17 protein-coding genes and 1 tRNA gene are annotated in these 16,981 nt (G+C 39.9%); 10 read left to right on the top strand and 8 right to left on the bottom strand.

What is annotated here, in order from left to right; genetic code table 11:
* Window positions 1-35: 35 nt before the first annotated feature.
* From AWN68_RS18010 to AWN68_RS17995, 4 genes are all read left to right on the top strand, one after another.
* A complete protein-coding gene (locus AWN68_RS18010) occupies window positions 36-2,231 on the top strand; it encodes a TonB-dependent receptor (RefSeq protein ID WP_068418984.1) in 2,196 nt (731 codons plus the stop codon).
* Window positions 2,232-2,407: 176 nt separating this feature from the next.
* Window positions 2,408-3,172, top strand: a complete 765-nt coding sequence (locus AWN68_RS18005; protein WP_084362930.1) for a DUF6503 family protein — start codon at window positions 2,408-2,410, stop codon at window positions 3,170-3,172.
* Window positions 3,173-3,293: 121 nt separating this feature from the next.
* Window positions 3,294-3,875, top strand: a complete 582-nt coding sequence (locus AWN68_RS18000; protein WP_068418982.1) for a hypothetical protein — start codon at window positions 3,294-3,296, stop codon at window positions 3,873-3,875.
* 10 nt (window positions 3,876-3,885) lie between these two features.
* The gene (locus tag AWN68_RS17995) at window positions 3,886-5,304 is read left to right on the top strand and encodes a flotillin family protein (RefSeq protein WP_068418981.1); all 1,419 of its coding nucleotides are present in this window, start codon (window positions 3,886-3,888) and stop codon (window positions 5,302-5,304) included.
* Window positions 5,305-5,775: 471 nt separating this feature from the next.
* On the opposite strand, the gene AWN68_RS17990 is transcribed toward AWN68_RS17995, so the two are convergent.
* Window positions 5,776-6,201 (bottom strand): GxxExxY protein, encoded by a 426-nt coding sequence (locus tag AWN68_RS17990; protein WP_068418978.1) that lies wholly within the window; start codon window positions 6,199-6,201, stop codon window positions 5,776-5,778.
* Window positions 6,202-6,504: 303 nt separating this feature from the next.
* Here AWN68_RS17990 and AWN68_RS17985 point away from each other — a divergent pair, with 303 nt between their 5' ends.
* The gene (locus AWN68_RS17985; protein WP_068418975.1) at window positions 6,505-7,455 is read left to right on the top strand and encodes a carbon-nitrogen hydrolase family protein; all 951 of its coding nucleotides are present in this window, start codon (window positions 6,505-6,507) and stop codon (window positions 7,453-7,455) included.
* A 76-nt stretch (window positions 7,456-7,531) separates the two neighbouring features.
* On the opposite strand, the gene AWN68_RS17980 is transcribed toward AWN68_RS17985, so the two are convergent.
* The 4 genes from AWN68_RS17980 to AWN68_RS17965 are packed head-to-tail and all read right to left on the bottom strand — an operon-like array spanning window position 7,532 to window position 10,764.
* Window positions 7,532-8,503 carry a DUF4097 family beta strand repeat-containing protein gene (locus tag AWN68_RS17980; protein ID WP_068418973.1) on the bottom strand — a complete coding sequence of 324 codons (972 nt, stop codon included), beginning with the start codon at window positions 8,501-8,503 and terminating at the stop codon, window positions 7,532-7,534.
* Window positions 8,504-8,528: 25 nt separating this feature from the next.
* A complete protein-coding gene (locus AWN68_RS17975; RefSeq protein WP_172796087.1) occupies window positions 8,529-9,305 on the bottom strand; it encodes a HEAT repeat domain-containing protein in 777 nt (258 codons plus the stop codon).
* Between the two features lie 29 nt (window positions 9,306-9,334).
* Complete coding sequence (locus AWN68_RS17970; protein WP_068418965.1) at window positions 9,335-10,204, bottom strand: DUF4097 family beta strand repeat-containing protein; 870 nt, start codon at window positions 10,202-10,204, stop codon at window positions 9,335-9,337.
* Window positions 10,205-10,224: 20 nt separating this feature from the next.
* Window positions 10,225-10,764: an RNA polymerase sigma factor gene (locus AWN68_RS17965; protein WP_084362929.1), complete on the bottom strand. Its 540-nt coding sequence runs from the start codon at window positions 10,762-10,764 to the stop codon at window positions 10,225-10,227.
* A 156-nt stretch (window positions 10,765-10,920) separates the two neighbouring features.
* On the opposite strand from AWN68_RS17965, the gene AWN68_RS19085 reads away from it, so the two are divergent.
* The 3 genes from AWN68_RS19085 (at window position 10,921) to AWN68_RS17955 (ending at window position 12,594) form a co-directional block, all read left to right on the top strand.
* Window positions 10,921-11,088, top strand: coding sequence for a hypothetical protein (locus AWN68_RS19085; RefSeq protein WP_172796086.1), 168 nt, complete (start codon window positions 10,921-10,923; stop codon window positions 11,086-11,088).
* A 3-nt stretch (window positions 11,089-11,091) separates the two neighbouring features.
* Window positions 11,092-12,060 carry an MBL fold metallo-hydrolase gene (locus AWN68_RS17960; protein WP_068418961.1) on the top strand — a complete coding sequence of 323 codons (969 nt, stop codon included), beginning with the start codon at window positions 11,092-11,094 and terminating at the stop codon, window positions 12,058-12,060.
* Between the two features lie 75 nt (window positions 12,061-12,135).
* On the top strand, window positions 12,136-12,594 hold the full coding sequence (locus AWN68_RS17955; protein WP_068418958.1) for an MgtC/SapB family protein: 459 nt from the start codon (window positions 12,136-12,138) through the stop codon (window positions 12,592-12,594).
* 159 nt (window positions 12,595-12,753) lie between these two features.
* On the opposite strand, the gene AWN68_RS17950 is transcribed toward AWN68_RS17955, so the two are convergent.
* The 3 genes from AWN68_RS17950 to AWN68_RS17940 form a co-directional block, all read right to left on the bottom strand.
* Complete coding sequence (locus tag AWN68_RS17950) at window positions 12,754-13,038, bottom strand: GIY-YIG nuclease family protein (RefSeq protein WP_068418957.1); 285 nt, start codon at window positions 13,036-13,038, stop codon at window positions 12,754-12,756.
* 79 nt (window positions 13,039-13,117) lie between these two features.
* Window positions 13,118-13,402 (bottom strand): GIY-YIG nuclease family protein, encoded by a 285-nt coding sequence (locus tag AWN68_RS17945; RefSeq protein WP_068418955.1) that lies wholly within the window; start codon window positions 13,400-13,402, stop codon window positions 13,118-13,120.
* A 39-nt stretch (window positions 13,403-13,441) separates the two neighbouring features.
* Window positions 13,442-13,516 (bottom strand) — tRNA-Val (locus tag AWN68_RS17940).
* A 164-nt stretch (window positions 13,517-13,680) separates the two neighbouring features.
* Here AWN68_RS17940 and AWN68_RS17935 point away from each other — a divergent pair.
* Window positions 13,681-14,172 (top strand): RNA polymerase sigma-70 factor, encoded by a 492-nt coding sequence (locus AWN68_RS17935; protein ID WP_068418953.1) that lies wholly within the window; start codon window positions 13,681-13,683, stop codon window positions 14,170-14,172.
* 106 nt (window positions 14,173-14,278) lie between these two features.
* A complete protein-coding gene (locus tag AWN68_RS17930; protein ID WP_068418951.1) occupies window positions 14,279-16,957 on the top strand; it encodes a carboxypeptidase-like regulatory domain-containing protein in 2,679 nt (892 codons plus the stop codon).
* Window positions 16,958-16,981: the final 24 nt, after the last annotated feature.

Below are 16,981 nucleotides of genomic sequence, written 5' to 3'. Positions count from 1 at the left end.
TACAATTAGATTTTTAAACCAAATTCAATTCAAAAATGATCAAAAAATACATTCTAGCATCTCTTTTTACGGTGCTGTTTACCCATATGGCCGCTGGCCAAAACAACATTAGGTTTCAAGTTATCGATGAAGAAACCAACACCCCATTAATTGGAGCTACGGCTTATGTAAGTGATACTAAAGGTGGGATTTCTGATAGCCAAGGCTATGTAAACCTCACAGGTTTAAGTGGAACTCAAGTTGAAGTTCGCTTTTCCTTTGTGGGGTATGAAACGCAAACCAACACTTATATTTTCAGTGAAGTAGGAACTGAGACTATCAAAATCATAATGGAGTCTGCCACTGAAGAGCATGAAGAAGTGGCTATTGTTACTGCCACTCGTTCCAGCAGAAGTATTGAGGAAATCCCAACGCGAATTGAGTTTTTAGGCACGGAAGAGTTGGAGGAAAAAGCGGTAATGAAATCATCAAATATCGCCATGTTGCTTCGCGAAAGTACAGGCATTCAAATGCAGATCACTTCACCAAGCTCGGCCAATCAAAGCATCAGAATTCAAGGTTTGGATGGGCGTTACACCCAGCTTTTAAAGGATGGATTTCCGCTTTACGGTGGTTTTTCTGGTGGCTTAAGTATTATGCAGATCCCACCTTTAGATTTAAAGCAAGTTGAAGTAATTAAGGGAAGTAATGCAACACTTTACGGTGGTGGTGCTATTGCGGGTTTGGTAAACTTGGTAAGTATTCAACCCGAAGATGAAGCAAGATTTAGATTGATGCTAGATCAAACTTCGGCCGGAGGCACAACGGTGAATACCTTTTACGCCAAGCGAAACGATAAATTCGGAATGAGCCTATTTGCCTCAGGAGGTTTGCAAAATGCCTATGATGTAAACGATGATAATTTCTCGGACATTCCTGAATCGAAAGCCTTAACCTTCAACCCTACTTTCTTTTATTACCCTTCTGCGGACAGTAAAATCAGACTGGCCTTGAGTGGTACTTTCGAAGATCGATTGGGTGGAAATTTAAATGCTATTGATGCAGAGCAAAGCAGTGCGAATGTCTATTTGCAAGAGAACACCACCAACAGGCTTTCATATCAGTTAAGTTATGAGAAAAACTGGGATGAAAACAGATCATTCACAGTCAAAAATAGCTTACTAAGCTTTGACCGTACTATCCAAGAACCAAGCCTTGTGTTTAATGGTCAGCAATATGCCACTTTTAGCGAAGCGGCCTATTCCTTTGGAAGAGAGAAAAGCAGATGGATTGTTGGCGCCAACCTTTATTCTGACAATTTCACCGAAGACAGTGGCACAAATAACAACCGTAACTATGAGCAAATTACGGCCGGTGCTTTTGTACAGCAAGTAGAACAGGTTTCAGAAACATTCTCTATCGAATCTGGAGTTAGATTTGACCATAACAATGATTATGGCTGGTTTGCTCTCCCAAGAGTATCTCTTTTTTATAAGCCAGCTTCTAAATTCACTTACCGATTGGGTGGCGGTTTGGGTTATAAAACACCGACCATCTTTTCAGAGGATACCGAAAGAATGTCTTTCAGAGGTTTAGATGCCTCCAACTTAACGAGCCTGGATGCTGAAAAATCCTTTGGTGGAAACTTCGACATCAACTACAAAACCGCCATTGGTGAACGATGGACTTTCAGTGTAAATCAGTTATTCTTTTATACTCAACTAAACGATCCATTGGAGCTTCATCAAGTTCCGCTCTCTACTTCTTTCCGTTTTGAAAACGCTGGAGATCACATGCGCTCTCAGGGGGTTGAAACAAATTTGAAACTGACTTACAATGATTTCAAGCTATTTTTCAATTATGCCTTAATCGACACGCAAGAGAAGTTTGACAACCGAGATGACCAGAAACCATTAACGGCCAAACATAACATTGGGGCGGTTTTGGTGTATGAAGAAGAAGGTAAATGGCGAATTGGCCTTGAGGCTTATTATACTGGTGAGCAATACCGAAGAGACTTGACTAAGACTGATAACTATTGGATTACGGGCTTAATGGTGCTTCGTAAATTCAAAAACATCAGCCTCTACAGTAATTTCGAAAACTTCTCTGACACACGCCAATCTAAGTTCGAAAACATCAATTTGGGTTCAGACATGAATCCATCGGCTCTTGATATTTGGGCACCATTGGAGGGCTTCGTGGTGAATTTCGGAGTCATCATAGATTTTGGTCATTCAGAACATCATTAAGAGACAAACTGCACTTAATGCCACGTTTCATAGTTATTTGAAGCGTGGCATTTTTTTTATTACTCGCTCATATCTGTTGGTTTTAGGTCAGACGCATTACACCAAAGCCCAATTCATAGTGAGATCGCTAACTTTGTTTTATCTTAGCCGTAAGTCCTTTCATAAAATTAAAAAGAATGAACCTTAAAACATCTGCCCTACTTCTATCTGCTTTTGCTATGGCTTGTTCTTCGCCACAGAAAACGGAAAAAGCTGAACCCAAAAGTAAAGTGCAAGAAATTGTCGATGAATCCATTGCATTTCATGGCATGGAAGGCTTAAACAATGCCGACTTTTCCCTCACTTTCAGAGACATTGATTACACCTACAAAAACAGCAACGGGATGTTTGAATACACGCGTACCCAAACCGACAGCATTGGTCAGACGGTTTTCGATGTAATGAATAACGATGGTTTGGAAAGGTTAACGGACGGTGACACAACAAACATAACAGAAGAAAAAAGAGCCGCTTATACCCGATCAGTCAATTCAGTGATTTACTTTTTCAGGTTACCTTTTGGCTTGAACGATGCTGCGGTAAATAAAACACTCATAGGCGAAAAAGAGATCAAGGGCAAAACCTATTACGAAGTAAAAGTAACTTTTGGGGAAGAAGGCGGTGGTGAAGATTTTGACGATGTATTCCTTTATTGGTTCGACAAGGAAGATTACAGCATGGATTATTTGGCCTATCTATACCATACTGATGAAGGTGGAATGCGTTTTCGCGAAGCCATTAACCCTAGGCGAGTGAACGGAGTTCTAATTCAGGATTATGTGAACCTGAAGCCAGAAGACGAAAGTATGGACATTATGAATATAGCGGAACTATATAATGCGGGTGAGCTCGAAGTACTTTCTGAAATCATTAATGAGAATGTGAAATTCACCATAAAATAAGAAGGTTGAATATCACTAACTGCTCAACCAACCTTTCACCCTAAGTTTTAAACCACCTCGACAAAAAGGTGAATATACTGAGGAAATAAATCAATACTTTAAGACATATAATTCTATTACTATGTCTTTTAATTTTTCAGAATGGTGGGATGCCCTAGAAACTACCCATAAAATTTATTGGGGGTTGGCCATTCCATTTTCCATCATTTTCATCATTCAAATGATCATGACCTTTATTGGTGGTGAAGTAGAAGTGGATGGAGACGCAGACTTTGATGTTGACAATGATGGAGGAGCAGGCTTTCAATTTTTCACCCTTAAAAACTTCATTGGCTTTTTCACCATCTTTTCTTGGACAGGAATCGCCTCGATCGACTCTGGGTATAGCGGCCTTACCACGCTAATCATTGCTACAATATCTGGGCTTATTATGATGAGCATAATGGCCTCACTTTTCTACTTTTTCAGTAAACTTACCGACAGCGGTACAATGAACATCAACAACGCAAAAGGCGGGATTGGTGAAGTGTACATGCGCATTTCTGCCGAAAGAGGCAATGTAGGTAGAGTATTGATCAAGGTTCAGGGCTCTTTAAGAGAGCTAGAAGCCATAACCGATGACGAAATAGACATCCCAATGGGCTCGGTTGTCAACGTTAAAGACGTCATCAACAACAACATACTTTTAGTGTCTAAAAATTAACCTAATCAATATGAGCGAAACTTTTATCATTATTATTGCCGCTGCGGTCGTCTTTATCTTTGTGATGCTAATAGGCATCTTCAGGCGATACAAGCGTTGTCCCTCCGATAGGATTCTAGTTGTTTACGGAAAAGTAGGCAATAATGCTGGCTCCGAGACTGGTAGATCGGCAAAGTGTATTCACGGGGGTGCTGCATTTATTTGGCCCGTCATCCAAGACTATGCCTTCCTAGATCTCACTCCAATTTCTATAGAAGTAAACCTTACCAATGCACTGAGTAGACAAAATATTCGTGTAGATGTTCCTTCAAGATTTACGGTTGGTATTTCTACAGAAGAAGGTATAATGACCAACGCTGCAGAAAGGCTTTTAGGCCTTTCTCAACAGAATATTCATGACTTGGCCAAAGACATTATATTCGGTCAATTGCGTTTAGTTGTGGCTACAATGGACATTGAGGAAATTAACTCTAACAGAGATAAATTTTTAGCCAATGTAGCTTCTAACGTTGAGCAAGAATTGAAAAAAATTGGCTTGAAGCTGATCAACGTTAACGTAACCGACATTAAAGATGAGTCGGGCTATATTGAAGCACTAGGTAAAGAAGCGGCTGCAAAAGCCATTAACGATGCAATTAAGAGCGTTGCCGAAAAAGACCGTGACGGTTTGATTGGCCAAGCCAACGCACACCAAGATCAACGTACACAAGTAGCTGCAGCTGGGGCAAGTGCTGTAGAGGGTGAAAACTTAGCGAAGATTAAAGTAGCACAGTCTGATGCCCTTCGTTTGGAGAAAGAAGCCGAAGCCAGAAAAATTGCCACCGCTGCTGAAAAAGTACAGTCGGCCAAAGCATTGGAAGAAGCCTATGCTGCTGAACAACAAGCAGAAAATGCCAGAGCAGAAAGAGACAAATCAAGCCAAACGGCCGATGTTGTAATCCCAGCTCAAATTGATAAGCAGCGTGTAGAAATTGCTGCTGAAGCAGAGGCTGAAATGATTAGAAGAAAAGCAAGAGGTGAAGCCGATGCAATTCTTTACATGAAAGAAGCGGAAGCAAAAGGTATTTACGAAGTACTCACCAAGCAAGCACTCGGTTTAGAGCAAATTGTGAAAGCGGCTGGAGAAAACTCTAGAGATGCTGTACTCCTACTGATAGCTGATAAACTACCAGAATTGGTAAGGTTGCAAACTGAAGCGATCAAGAATATCAAGATTGATAAAGTAACTGTTTGGGAAGGTGGTAACACCACTGACGGCAAAAACTCTACCGCCAACTTTATTTCTGGATTGTACAAATCAGTTCCTCCATTGCAAGACATGTTCAACATGGCTGGAATGCAATTGCCAGATTATCTGAAAGGAAAATCTGCTGAGGAAATCCAGCAAATGGCAGAAGAAGTGAAAAAGAAAGAGGAAGGCGAGGCCTAAACCTTATCAAAACTCAAAAATTTAAAAGTCAAGTCGAAAGGCTTGACTTTTTTTATTGTCCATTGTCAGGATTTGGATTAGGTGGATTAAAGGATTGTTAGATTTTCTTTGGGCTGAACAGTGAGCTTTCGAACTCTCAATCAGTTAGTAAATGAAGCTTCAACATATTCCCAATAATTTGGGCGGTGAGAATAAAAGATCATGCCTTCCTAAATCCGATAATCAAGTAATCCTCTGAATCCAAATACTGAGCTTGAAGGGATAGCAAATGTTAGTATTCAGATTACCTAGATTAAAGGATTGTTAGATTTTCTTTGGGCTGAACAATGTCCTTTCGAATTCTCAAGTAACAAATGAGACTCCAACATATCCAATAATTTTAGAGGTGTAGGTAAAAGATCATGCCTCCCTAAATCCTATAATCAAGCAATCCACTGAATCCAAATACTGAGCTTGAAGGAACACCAAATATCATGATCTAGGATGCCTAGGCTTTGGAATCGTGTTAGGCATTTTATTTTTAGGGTGTCTAAGTCTTTTCACTTCTAGGCTTCTAGCTCCAAAATTTATCAACAATCCTTTTTGCAGTTTATATGCAACTAAATAATTCAAGCCTTGTGCTAAGTGAACATCCTCCATCTGAGTTACAGCCTTCATTTCTACCATAACCTCATCCTCCACTAAAAAATCAACTCTTCTAGTTCCTATATCAAAACCTTCAAAATAGATTTTCACTTCAAGCTCTCTTTGAAAGCCTAAACCAGCCTTGGTCATGGCTATAGCCAAAGCCCGCTGATAAATAACTTCCTGAAAGCCGTTACCCAAAGTTGCATGTACGTGCATAGCGCAGCCTATGATTTTATAGGTAAGAGGATCTTCTATTTTCTCGATTTCCATTTTTAAAACAAAATAGATCTATCTAAATTAATAATAATCTAATTAAAAAACACCTTAATCGTAAGGATTGGGATTGCATAGATTTTGAGATTATTGGATTTCCTATGGCTGTAAGTATGCCGTAGAGTTTTTTGATCGCGCAAGCACAAAAAGTGTCATTATTATTTTTAATAATAAAAGGTTAAAAAACTGCGCTTCATAAAATCCCGTAATCTAACAATCCTCTGAATCCAAATACTGAGCTTTTTCACCTCGCACAAACTCCATCTTCCTTTTTGACTTCAGAATGATTAATATCGCTTCATGAATCAGAAGACCACCATCGGAGTTGTGCAATCCGCACCGGAGTATCTTAATGTTGAAAAATCAATGCAAAAGGTGGAAGCGCTTTTAAGAGAAGCCGCAGCCAAAGGTGCGCAGCTAGTCACTTTTGGCGAAACTTGGTTTACTGGTTACCCCGCTTGGATAGACTATTGTGATGAGTACGCTCGCTGGGATTTTCCCGCCACCAAAACCGTTTTTGCTAGAACCCATGAGCATAGCTTAGACGTAAATGGCCCAGAGGTAAAGCAAATCGGGAAATGGACCAAAGAACTGGGTGTAGTGGTCGTAATGGGCATCAATGAAAAAGTGACTTCTGGGATTGGAAATGGCACTATTTACAATAGCCTGCTGACATGGAATGAAAAAGGAGAATTGGCCAATCACCATCGCAAACTGATGCCAACTCACACGGAAAGACTTCTTTATGGCCAAGGTGATGGTGCAGGATTGCAAGCTGTTGACACAGCCTTTGGTCGAATTGGTGGATTGATTTGTTGGGAACACTGGATGCCACTGACACGCCAAACCATGCACAATTCTGGTGAACATATTCATGTGGCGGTTTGGCCAAAAGTGCATGAAATGCTACAAGTGGCTACACGCTCATACGCCTTTGAAGGTCGTTGCTTTGCCGTAGGTGTTGGTCAAGTCATGAGGGTGAAAGACATTCCTTCTGAGTTTAAGCTTCCTCCAGAATTTGAAGGTAAATTTGAAGGTAAACCTGAGCACATGATTTTGAATGGTGGTAGCTGTATTTTCGGGCCAAGTGGAGAAACTATTTTAGCACCGCAATGGGATGTTGAAGGTGTGTTCACAGCCGAAGTAGACCTAAACAAATGCTACGAAGAACGATTGGCTTTGGATGTAACTGGACATTATCAACGCCATGATGTTTTTGAACTATCCGTAAACAAAAAAAGGCCGAAGTAAATCAGCCTTTTTTTTTGTCGATTACCCTATTATAAATCACTCATAATAAGAGCCCTTTAAGCTAAAATCTTAATAATTACCCTTTTCGGATATATATGTTTCCGTTTCTGGTTTCCATGGTTACTTCTGCTCCGCCACCATTGAGTTTTCCTTCCACCCAATCTTCGTACTTCACCTTATAACCATTGCCTTCTTTACTCTTTTGAGGTGTTGCTTTTTGAAGTGCGAAATTTTCGAAGTCGGTAAAAATATCCTTAAAAGTTTTCATTTTGGTTGAAAACTTAGTACCCGCTGGAACAGTCAAGTCTACATTACCATTGTAGGTAGTGAAAATCATTGGAGCATTAGCCGTTACCGCACTGAAAGTAGCTTTCACCTCTCCATTGTAGGTACTTGCGCTCGCAGACCCACTAATGTTGTTCAGCGTAATTGGCCCATTGTAACTTTCTATACTGTGCTCACCATTCACGCCTTCTATTTCAATTGCTCCGTTATTATAGGTTTGCACATCAAGGCTAAAGTTGGCAGGCACCTGAATCTCAAAATCAATTCGGTTGTTCCAGCCTTCTGTTTCGATTTTCACCGTGTTATTGCGTTCTTCTGCCTCCACATTAAAACCGCCACTACTCAACAATCGCATACCATCTTTACCTGATTCACGCTCCACTTTTTTGCTGTACTTAATCATTTTGACCTTCACAGTTGGCCCCGAATAAGCTGAAACCTTAACCGTTCCATTATGGGACTCTACTTGTAGTTTTCCTTTTTCGCCTGGCTTGCTTAGCGGAATTTCAAGTTCTTCTGTGTCTTGCTGATATTTTTCTTCCCATTTATCTCCCGAATCTCCAAACCCCATTCCGAACATGCCATCAATACTGCTCATCGCCTCTTCTATGTGTGCACCTAAGTCGATTTCAAAGTCTGGCCCCATCGTCATTTTAAGATCTGGAGTTACTTTAACTTTCATTTTCGGATCTACCTTAATCTTTTGAGCACTCATGCTAAAAGCCGCGCAAATCGCTAATAGTGTTACAATTACCTTTTTCATATCGTTTGTTCTTTTGAGTCTTTGATTAAATAATTTTTTCCATGCTCGCTCTGAGCGTAACTTTTACATCTTCTGGTGTTTGATCGCTTTCTAGGATAGATTTTAATTCATCCTTGGCTTTAGTCTCCTGAAGCTTCACCATCAGTTCAGCAAGATTCACTTGCATCAATGGCGACTTTTGTTTCGAAATACTGTTCACAAGCCCTTCCCTAACCTTGGGGTCACTAGTATACCCCGCCAAGGTGTTTAGCGCTGCAATCCTCACATTCGTGCTTGGGTCACTGTTGAGGGTAAGAAAAAGTGCGTCAATCACTTTTTCATTAGAAGAAGAAAGCGCAGACGACATTTGCACCCCTTTCAATCGATCTGAAACAGATTCCCTTTCCAGCATGGCCATCATCATCATTTCTCGCATCTCCACCATCTGACCGTTCAAATCGGTCAACTCTTCTTTATAGGAATTACTCCCCAAGTTTGAGCCCAGAAAAAGACCGATGATTAACACTCCTATTCCAAAAGCCATTCTACCATACTGGTTTCCGAAAAGCGAAGCGTTTATTCTTTCTAATAAGGAAGTGGGATTTTTAGCCTGAGGTTGTTTTAACTGTGCCTCATTCAGCATTTGATAGAAATTCTCTTTCAAAGCAGCCGAAGGTGCTGGTGCGGATGAACTCAGCATAATTCCCTGAAGTTTCGCCATCTCATCTACCTCGGCCATATCAATATGTCCTTCTTGAACGTATTGTTGGAATTCCTTTTCCCTTTCAGGAGAAAGCGTGCCATCAATATATTCGGTGATCATTGACATATATTTATTTTCCATCTTATCCACTATTTAGCTTTCATTACCCTTATATCTCCATTCAATGTTTTGAATGTAAACTTGGGCCCTCCATTACCTACTTGGTAACTGTTGGAGTTATCAACCTTATATTTTGTGCCACCACGTTCACCTTTATTGGCTACCATTCTTGGGGATAACTTTTGAGTAAATTCGAAATCACTGTAGACTTCTCCCCATTGAGTTTCGAAGTTGTAAAAGGCACCTAAATTAGCTGGAGCAAAGATTTCTATTTCCCCATTGACTGTTTGGAATTCCGCAAATTCTGCAGGCATTTTCAAGTAATTCACCTCAATTTTACCGTTTACAGTACTGGCTTTGGTATTGCTTTCTACATCAATCAAAGTCACATCGCCATTCACATTATTGGCATACACCTCTCCCTTCACCCCCTTTATGTAGAGGTCGCTCTTATTCACCGTAGAGATTTTCACGCTGATATTTCTTGGCACTTTAACTTTGTAGTCAAGCCTCACCCTGTAATTAACTCGTTCTCGATCTTGATTCCAGTCCCAACCACAAGCCAAAGGGTCATCTCTTTCCCTCACCTTATTATTTGGAGTTGTAAATCTCGCTCGTACAAAGTCGTCTCCTTGACCAAAATCAAGTTTAACCTCTTCCATACCCTGTTTAATCTCTGATTGATTCCCAGAAATTCGTTTCTCTACTTCGATTTCTATGGTGTTACCATCATGGACTTCTACCTCAATATCTCCTTCGATATTGCATACAGCAAACCAAGTTGCCTTTTCATTCTTCACGGTAAAGCTCTTTTTCACCGTCTCGGTTTGGCTTTGCCCCTTAACCATCAGGGCTGGCAAAAGTGCCGCAAACAAAATCATGTATTTTATACCTTTCATTATTCAGCTATTTTGATGTTTTACTGCGCAGAAGGTGTTGCCTCCAACTGCATATAGACCATTTTTAAATCCTTCAATGCCCTGAAGATTCGCACCTTCACTGCACTTTCAGTAATTCCTAATAAGTCGGCAATGTCTTTATATCGCATCTCCTGATACTTACTGAGGATAAGGACTTCCTTCTTTTCGAAAGTCAGTTGATTCATGGCATGCTGCAGCAAATCCATTTCTTCCTTTTGAATTCTATTCGACTCAGCGTTACTCTCGTTTCTGAAATATTTATCAGTCACCTCTACATCTTCCTTGTAGCCCATCTTTTTGTTTTTCCGGTAGTAATCAGAAAAAAGATTTCGAGCCATATGGTACATCCAGGTTTTAAACTGTCCGTCTCCTTTGTAGGTGTGCTTGTATTTCATCACTCGCAGAAACACATTTTGCACAAGATCTTCACTCACCTCACGGTCAAGGGTTAAGCGATAAAAAAAGCCATAAAGGCTCTTATTATATCGCTCGAATAACAACCCGAGTTTTTCGAGCTGTCCTTCTTTTACTTGTAGCATCAACGCGTTGTCAGAGAGAGAATCCAATAGTTTATTTTAAGAATTCAATGGGGGAAACCTAAGCTTTTTAGAAAGGTTACATTCAAGGTACACTTTTTTGTTTTTATTCAGATATGCCCTATATTCATACACCCTAAGTATTATCGAACAATGGAAATGACAACAGAAACCCTCGAACAAGAAATTCAAACGCTAACTGCGCAACTTACTGGAGACATGTTTAAAGACATGGACATTAAGGATCAAATACACAATTTAACGATGAAATTAAATGGGGTAAAACCTATGGATTCGTCTATTGATTGTGTAGGCTGTGGAAGCTAAGCCATGAAAATAGCACCAAATTCAACCATAAAAATTGAGCCTCTTTTGGCTCTTTTTTTATTCCTATTCACCGCTTGTAACGAAACGGATAACCAAAGAGAAATCCCTACCGAAGCTCCCTTCCTTGTGGTTTTGGGTGTAGCACAAGATGCGGGCTACCCACAAGCAGGGCAAAAACAGGAATGGGAATTGATTAAAGAGAAAAGCGCCAGACCAAAGAATGCAGTGGCACTTGGCCTTGTTGATCCCACGACAAAACAACGCTGGCTTTTTGAAGCCACTCCCGATTTCAAACTTCAGCTGCAAATGCTAGATGATGTTTCGGAAACCAATAATTACCCTTTAGACGGTATTTTCTTAACCCATGCGCATATTGGCCATTATACTGGACTCATTCATTTGGGACGAGAGGTGATGGGCACTTCAGGTGTTCCTGTCTATGCCATGCCTAAAATGAAGACTTTCTTGGAAGAAAATGGCCCTTGGAGTCAGTTAGTTGATTTAAATAATATTGAAATCAAGACTCAGCAAGACAGCAGCGCCATTCAATTGAGCAATAGTATTTCCGTTACGCCCTTCATCGTTCCACATCGTGATGAGTTTTCAGAAACCGTTGGTTACGAAATTAGAATCAAGGGTAAGTCCATCATTTTTATTCCAGACATTGATAAATGGAGTAAATGGAATCAAGATGTCATTGAAGTAATCCAAAAAAGTGACATGGCACTACTAGACGCTTCCTTCTTCAAGAATGGCGAAATATCAGGGCGCGACATGAGTGAAATACCACATCCTTTTGTGGAGGAAAGCATGGGATTATTTGGCAAACTCTCAGTCGAAGATAAAGCCAAGGTCCACTTTATCCATTTTAACCACACCAATCCCATGAACTTCAGTGATAGCGAGGAATCAAAATTGGTACGCGACAAAGGCTTTAAGATTGCTTATGAAGGCCAAATTTTGACATTTTAGAAACCCTTGTTCATAACAATCTCTAACCTTCTCTAGTTGTTTTTGTATCTCTTTAAGAGTTGAAATTTAGGTTGTATGGAGATCGATCATCAAGAATTAGAAATATTATTGAATGTCTTAGTTGCTACTGTTTTATGTGGTTTAGTGGGTTATGAACGTGAAAACAAAGACAAACCAGCTGGCTTAAAAACAAATATGATTGTGGGAGGCTTCAGCTGCCTAATCGTCTCACTCTCTCTCCCATTAATCGATTTCGTCCATAATTACGAGTTTCAAGAAGCAGTAAAAGCAGATCCAATTCGAATACTACAAGCCCTTGTGGTAGGCATCAGTTTTATTGGTCCTGGAACAATCATTAAACAGAATCACGACAAAGTAAAGGGACTTACCACTGCTGCCACCTTACTCTACTGCCTTGGAATAGGCATTTCCATAGCTTTACACAAGTACATCATTGCGATAGGCATTACCTTAATCATTCTGATGATTAACTACTCCTTCACGAGATTAAAAGAAAAAATCATCGACAAGTGAGAAGATAGACAAGATTTGCAATACTCCTTTGAGGTAAACCATATTATCTAGAATTGATCGAATATATACCTAGTGCATAAACACAAAAAAAGACAGCCATTTCTGACTGCCTTATTGTGGGCGCTGAGGCTCCGAAGCTTCGGAGCGAACCCTGACCCCTTATTTAAACCTTAACAAAAGATCACTAATTATTTTTGACTCCGATTGTAATCGCTCTATGAATTTCCGGCTCTTCTGCTGCTTGATAAATCGTTCAAGCTTCAATGCCTGACTTCGATCAATACATTCAACTTCTAAAAACAACTCCCAGTCCGAAGCAGACTTGGTACTGGCGTTCTTATAAAAACCTCCATTGTGTTGCTCCAAACGACCTGATACAAAGGCGGTTTCGCCTATATAATAGCGGTCTGTTGATGGAGAATATAGAATATATACGTAGTGCATAAACAAAAAAAAAGACAGCCATAAATGACTGCCTTATTGTGGGCGCTGAGGCTCCGAAGCTTCGGAGCGAACCCCGACCCTATTTAAACCTTAACAAAAGATCATCAACTATTTTTGGCTCGGACTTCAATCGCTCTATGAATTTTCTGCTCTTCTGTTGCTTAATAAATCGCTCAAGCCTCAAAGCCTGAGTCCTGTCAATACATTCAATTTCTAAAAACATCTCCCAGTCCGAGGCGATTTTTGTTACTGAATTCTTATAAAAGCCAGAGTTATGTTGCTCCAAACGACCTGATACAAAGGCGGTTTCGCCTATATAATAGCGGTCTGTTGATGGAGAATATAGAATATATACGTAGTGCATAAACACAAAAAAAGACAGCCATAAATGACTGCCTTATTGTGGGCGCTGAGGGATTCGAACCCCCGACCCCCTCGGTGTAAACGAGGTGCTCTGAACCAACTGAGCTAAGCGCCCTTCCTAATTGGGAATGCAAAGGTAATATTGGTTTTCATTATTGCAAATAGTAACGTGAAATAAAATTCATTTTTTTCACAACCGAATCAAAAAAGCTTCTTGAGCACCTTTAAGCCTATATTTTGACTAACTTCGCGTGGGTCTTAAAATAGAATCCTCCTAAAATGACGCTCGTAGAGTTCAAACAAATATTCGATCTCTATTATACTCCTATCAAGAACTTCCTTTATTATAGATCGGGAGACGTAGATTTGGCTGAAGACCTGACTCAGGATGTCTTCATGAAACTCTGGGACAAGCGTGAAGAAATCAATCAAGAGACTGTAAAAAGCTATCTTTACACCATTGCCAGCAACATGTTGCTCAATAAGTTTCGCCATGACAAAGTGGTGTTTAATTTTGCGGAGAAAAACAAAGACCAGTTTAATGAGCAATCACCTCTATATGCTTTAGAGGAAAAGGAGTTTAAAGAACAACTAGAGCAGACAATTGCAGCAATGCCCGAAAAGCAAAGAGATGTGTTTTTAATGAACCGAATTGACGAATTGACCTACAAGGAAATTGCAGAGAGATTAGAGTTGAGTGTTAAAGCGGTTGAAAAACGTATGCATGGAGCACTATTTTTCTTACGAGACAAAGTGAATCACAAAATTTAACTATATATTGAATAAGTGTATAACAACGCCCTCATAATGGGTTAGTTTTGCACCAATAAACTTATATTTCAAAATCAATTACAAAGAGGTAACGTTACAACAAGCAGTGCGAAAATTAACCTGCCTTCTCTTACTCTTTTTCATCAGTGGGCTGCTTTACTCGCAAGAACTTCCTAATATATCCATTTCTGAAAACTTCAATAACACCTCACTATCCAAAGTCATTCGTGTATTAAAAAACAAGTATGACGTTAAAATCGCCTATGATGACGCCTTGGTTACTGGAGTTAAAGTGAATGGGCAATACAACGATAAATCCATCACCGCTTTCCTTAATGAAATACTCTCATCTAAAGGGATTGACTACCAAGTTCTAAATGGAAAAATAATCCTCACTCCTGGACAGGTTAATATTGACCTTAAGACCCCAAGTCTATTTGACCTTACTGTTTTTGGAATGATCCAAGATGCCCAAACTGGAGAGCTGTTACCCAATGCTTTGATCAGGGTTGCTGGAGAAAACAAAGGTACTGTCTCTAATAAAGACGGTTTTTTCTCTTTGAGTCAAGTACCTACCGATACATCCACTATAGAAATAACTTATCTGGGATACAAAAAGAGCAAGGTAAAGCTCGATCCCACTAAATCTAGAATGGCCATTCGGGTTTCTATGGCAGAAAACACCTTGGATTTAGCAGAGTTTACCGTTGTTGATCTTCGAACAGACAATACAATTCAGTATGGAGAAGAAATAAGCCAAATATCCATTGACCCTCATAGTCTAACTTCTTTGCCAAGTTTAGGAGAATTAGATATTTTCAGGTCGCTCCAACTACTACCAGGTATTAGCGGAACCGATGAGACTTCTTCGGATCTTGTTATCAGAAATAGTCCATCGAGCCAAAACCTAGTATTACTAGACGGATTCAAAATATATAGACTCGATCACTTTTTCGGAGTTTTTAGCGCAATCAACCCTGATGCAATACGGGACATACAGGTTTATAAGGGTGGTTTTGGTCCTAAATATGGGGATAGAGTTTCTGGAGTAGTTGATATAACGGGTAAGTCAGGAAATTTCAATAATCCAGAATACTCATTCGGTATAAACCTTCTTAGTGCGAGGATGAGTGTAAACGCGCCTTTAAATGAAGGCAAAGGCGCCATTCACTTCAGTACTAGAAGGGCCTATACCGACATTATTAGGAGTAATCTATTTCAGAAACTTTATAAAAATTACCGTGAAAGTTCGAACCAACTCAACAACCAAGAAAACAACAACTCACTCAGACCAAACTTTCATTTTTACGATTTCAATCTAAAATCTACATACAACCTTTCCAATAGGGACATCGCCAGTTTTTCAATGTACTGGGGCAGAGACGAGCTATATACTGACTTTGATCAAATCACAGGCTCAAATACCAATCGCACCACAGAAAACATAGATGAAAATTCCCTTTGGGGAAACATAGGCATTGGAGCCACATGGTCGCGAAATTGGAATAAAAATTACTATTCAAGTTTCCAGGTGGCTTATTCAGGTCATAACTTTGACTACTCTTTTCAAAGCGAGGATCGAGATGAAAATGGGCAAGTCGCTAGAACTCATAGTGCAGAGCGCCTCAACGAAGTAGCCGATTTACAAATCAATTACAGGCATGAGCTAAAGCTAAAAGAGATACACAAAATCGATTTTGGACTCAATGTCTCTTCGATTAACACAATTAATGACGTTACCATTGATGAGCGAATACAGCAACCCACTGGCAATAGAAAGCAATCAGGTAGTGTTGTTGGCTTATACGCATCAGATGAACTTAGGGTCACAAAGAACTTTAGACTGAATGTAGGTTTCAGACATAACGTGACAGACCTTACGAACGAAAATTACTTTGGGAGGCGACTAGGAATGACCTACCAGCTCACACCTTCATTGAAACTGAAATTGTCGAACGGGCAATACTATCAGCTAGCAAGGCAAATCACTTATGACGACCCACACTCTAACCTTCAAGACGGTTGGAATTTGGCCAACAATCAAATGTTTGGCGCAATAAAGGCAGAGCACCTTATTGGAGGCTTAAACTATTCTAAAAATGGTTTTATGGTAGATATGGAATACTACCAAAAAGATGTTTATGGTCTGGTAGAATTCACGGTTTCACATTTAATAAGCGCTGGGATGTCTAACCATCCTCAACCACTAATAACAGTATCTAATGGCGAAGATAAAATTAGAGGGCTTGATATATTGATACAGAAAAAAATCGGCCCCTATCACGGATGGCTGTCTTACACCCACAGTAAATCAAGCAGCACCTATTCTCAGATAAATGGCGGACAGCGTCTCCCTTCAAGGTTAGACCAGCGCAACGAAGCTAAATTCGTTCACGTGCTAGAGTTTAAGAAGTTCAACCTCTCGGCCACTTTTTTATACGGCAGCGGAAAACCACTTTTTAAACCAACGCTTAACTTTATCCGAAACAATGATGGCACTATAATTAATTACGAAATCCTCAACCTCAATAAAACAGTTGAGCGATTACCCACTTACCATAGACTCGATATTTCAGCTGCCTTAAAATTCGAAAATGAAGAAATCAGAGGAGAGTTCGGTATTTCAATTCTCAATGCATACAACCATCAGAATATTCAAAGCAAGAGATTAAATATTAACGCCATCGAACGGGCAATAGGCAATGGAGAAGAACCAAGACAATTGTATCGAGACATTGTACTACTTGATTTCACCCCCTCAATATTCTTAAATCTTTTCTTTTAAATTATCTAGACCTTAAGGTAGGGT

The organism is Roseivirga echinicomitans (assembly GCF_001592935.1).
GTDB classification, from domain to species: Bacteria; Bacteroidota; Bacteroidia; order Cytophagales; family Cyclobacteriaceae; genus Roseivirga; species Roseivirga echinicomitans.
This window is presented reverse-complemented; position numbering and strand designations above follow the sequence as displayed.

What these genes read in the sequence shown, in the direction of transcription:
- AWN68_RS18010 (WP_068418984.1), top strand. Translation starts at nt 36, where the DNA reads ATGATCAAAAAATACATTCTAGCATCTCTTTTTACGGTGCTGTTTACC.
- AWN68_RS18005 (WP_084362930.1), top strand. Translation starts at nt 2,408, where the DNA reads ATGAACCTTAAAACATCTGCCCTACTTCTATCTGCTTTTGCTATGGCT.
- AWN68_RS18000 (WP_068418982.1), top strand. Translation starts at nt 3,294, where the DNA reads ATGTCTTTTAATTTTTCAGAATGGTGGGATGCCCTAGAAACTACCCAT.
- AWN68_RS17995 (WP_068418981.1), top strand. Translation starts at nt 3,886, where the DNA reads ATGAGCGAAACTTTTATCATTATTATTGCCGCTGCGGTCGTCTTTATC.
- AWN68_RS17990 (WP_068418978.1), bottom strand. Translation starts at nt 6,201, where the DNA reads ATGGAAATCGAGAAAATAGAAGATCCTCTTACCTATAAAATCATAGGC.
- AWN68_RS17985 (WP_068418975.1), top strand. Translation starts at nt 6,505, where the DNA reads ATGAATCAGAAGACCACCATCGGAGTTGTGCAATCCGCACCGGAGTAT.
- AWN68_RS17980 (WP_068418973.1), bottom strand. Translation starts at nt 8,503, where the DNA reads ATGAAAAAGGTAATTGTAACACTATTAGCGATTTGCGCGGCTTTTAGC.
- AWN68_RS17975 (WP_172796087.1), bottom strand. Translation starts at nt 9,305, where the DNA reads ATGATCACCGAATATATTGATGGCACGCTTTCTCCTGAAAGGGAAAAG.
- AWN68_RS17970 (WP_068418965.1), bottom strand. Translation starts at nt 10,204, where the DNA reads ATGAAAGGTATAAAATACATGATTTTGTTTGCGGCACTTTTGCCAGCC.
- AWN68_RS17965 (WP_084362929.1), bottom strand. Translation starts at nt 10,764, where the DNA reads ATGCTACAAGTAAAAGAAGGACAGCTCGAAAAACTCGGGTTGTTATTC.
- AWN68_RS19085 (WP_172796086.1), top strand. Translation starts at nt 10,921, where the DNA reads ATGACAACAGAAACCCTCGAACAAGAAATTCAAACGCTAACTGCGCAA.
- AWN68_RS17960 (WP_068418961.1), top strand. Translation starts at nt 11,092, where the DNA reads ATGAAAATAGCACCAAATTCAACCATAAAAATTGAGCCTCTTTTGGCT.
- AWN68_RS17955 (WP_068418958.1), top strand. Translation starts at nt 12,136, where the DNA reads ATGGAGATCGATCATCAAGAATTAGAAATATTATTGAATGTCTTAGTT.
- AWN68_RS17950 (WP_068418957.1), bottom strand. Translation starts at nt 13,038, where the DNA reads ATGCACTACGTATATATTCTATATTCTCCATCAACAGACCGCTATTAT.
- AWN68_RS17945 (WP_068418955.1), bottom strand. Translation starts at nt 13,402, where the DNA reads ATGCACTACGTATATATTCTATATTCTCCATCAACAGACCGCTATTAT.
- AWN68_RS17935 (WP_068418953.1), top strand. Translation starts at nt 13,681, where the DNA reads ATGACGCTCGTAGAGTTCAAACAAATATTCGATCTCTATTATACTCCT.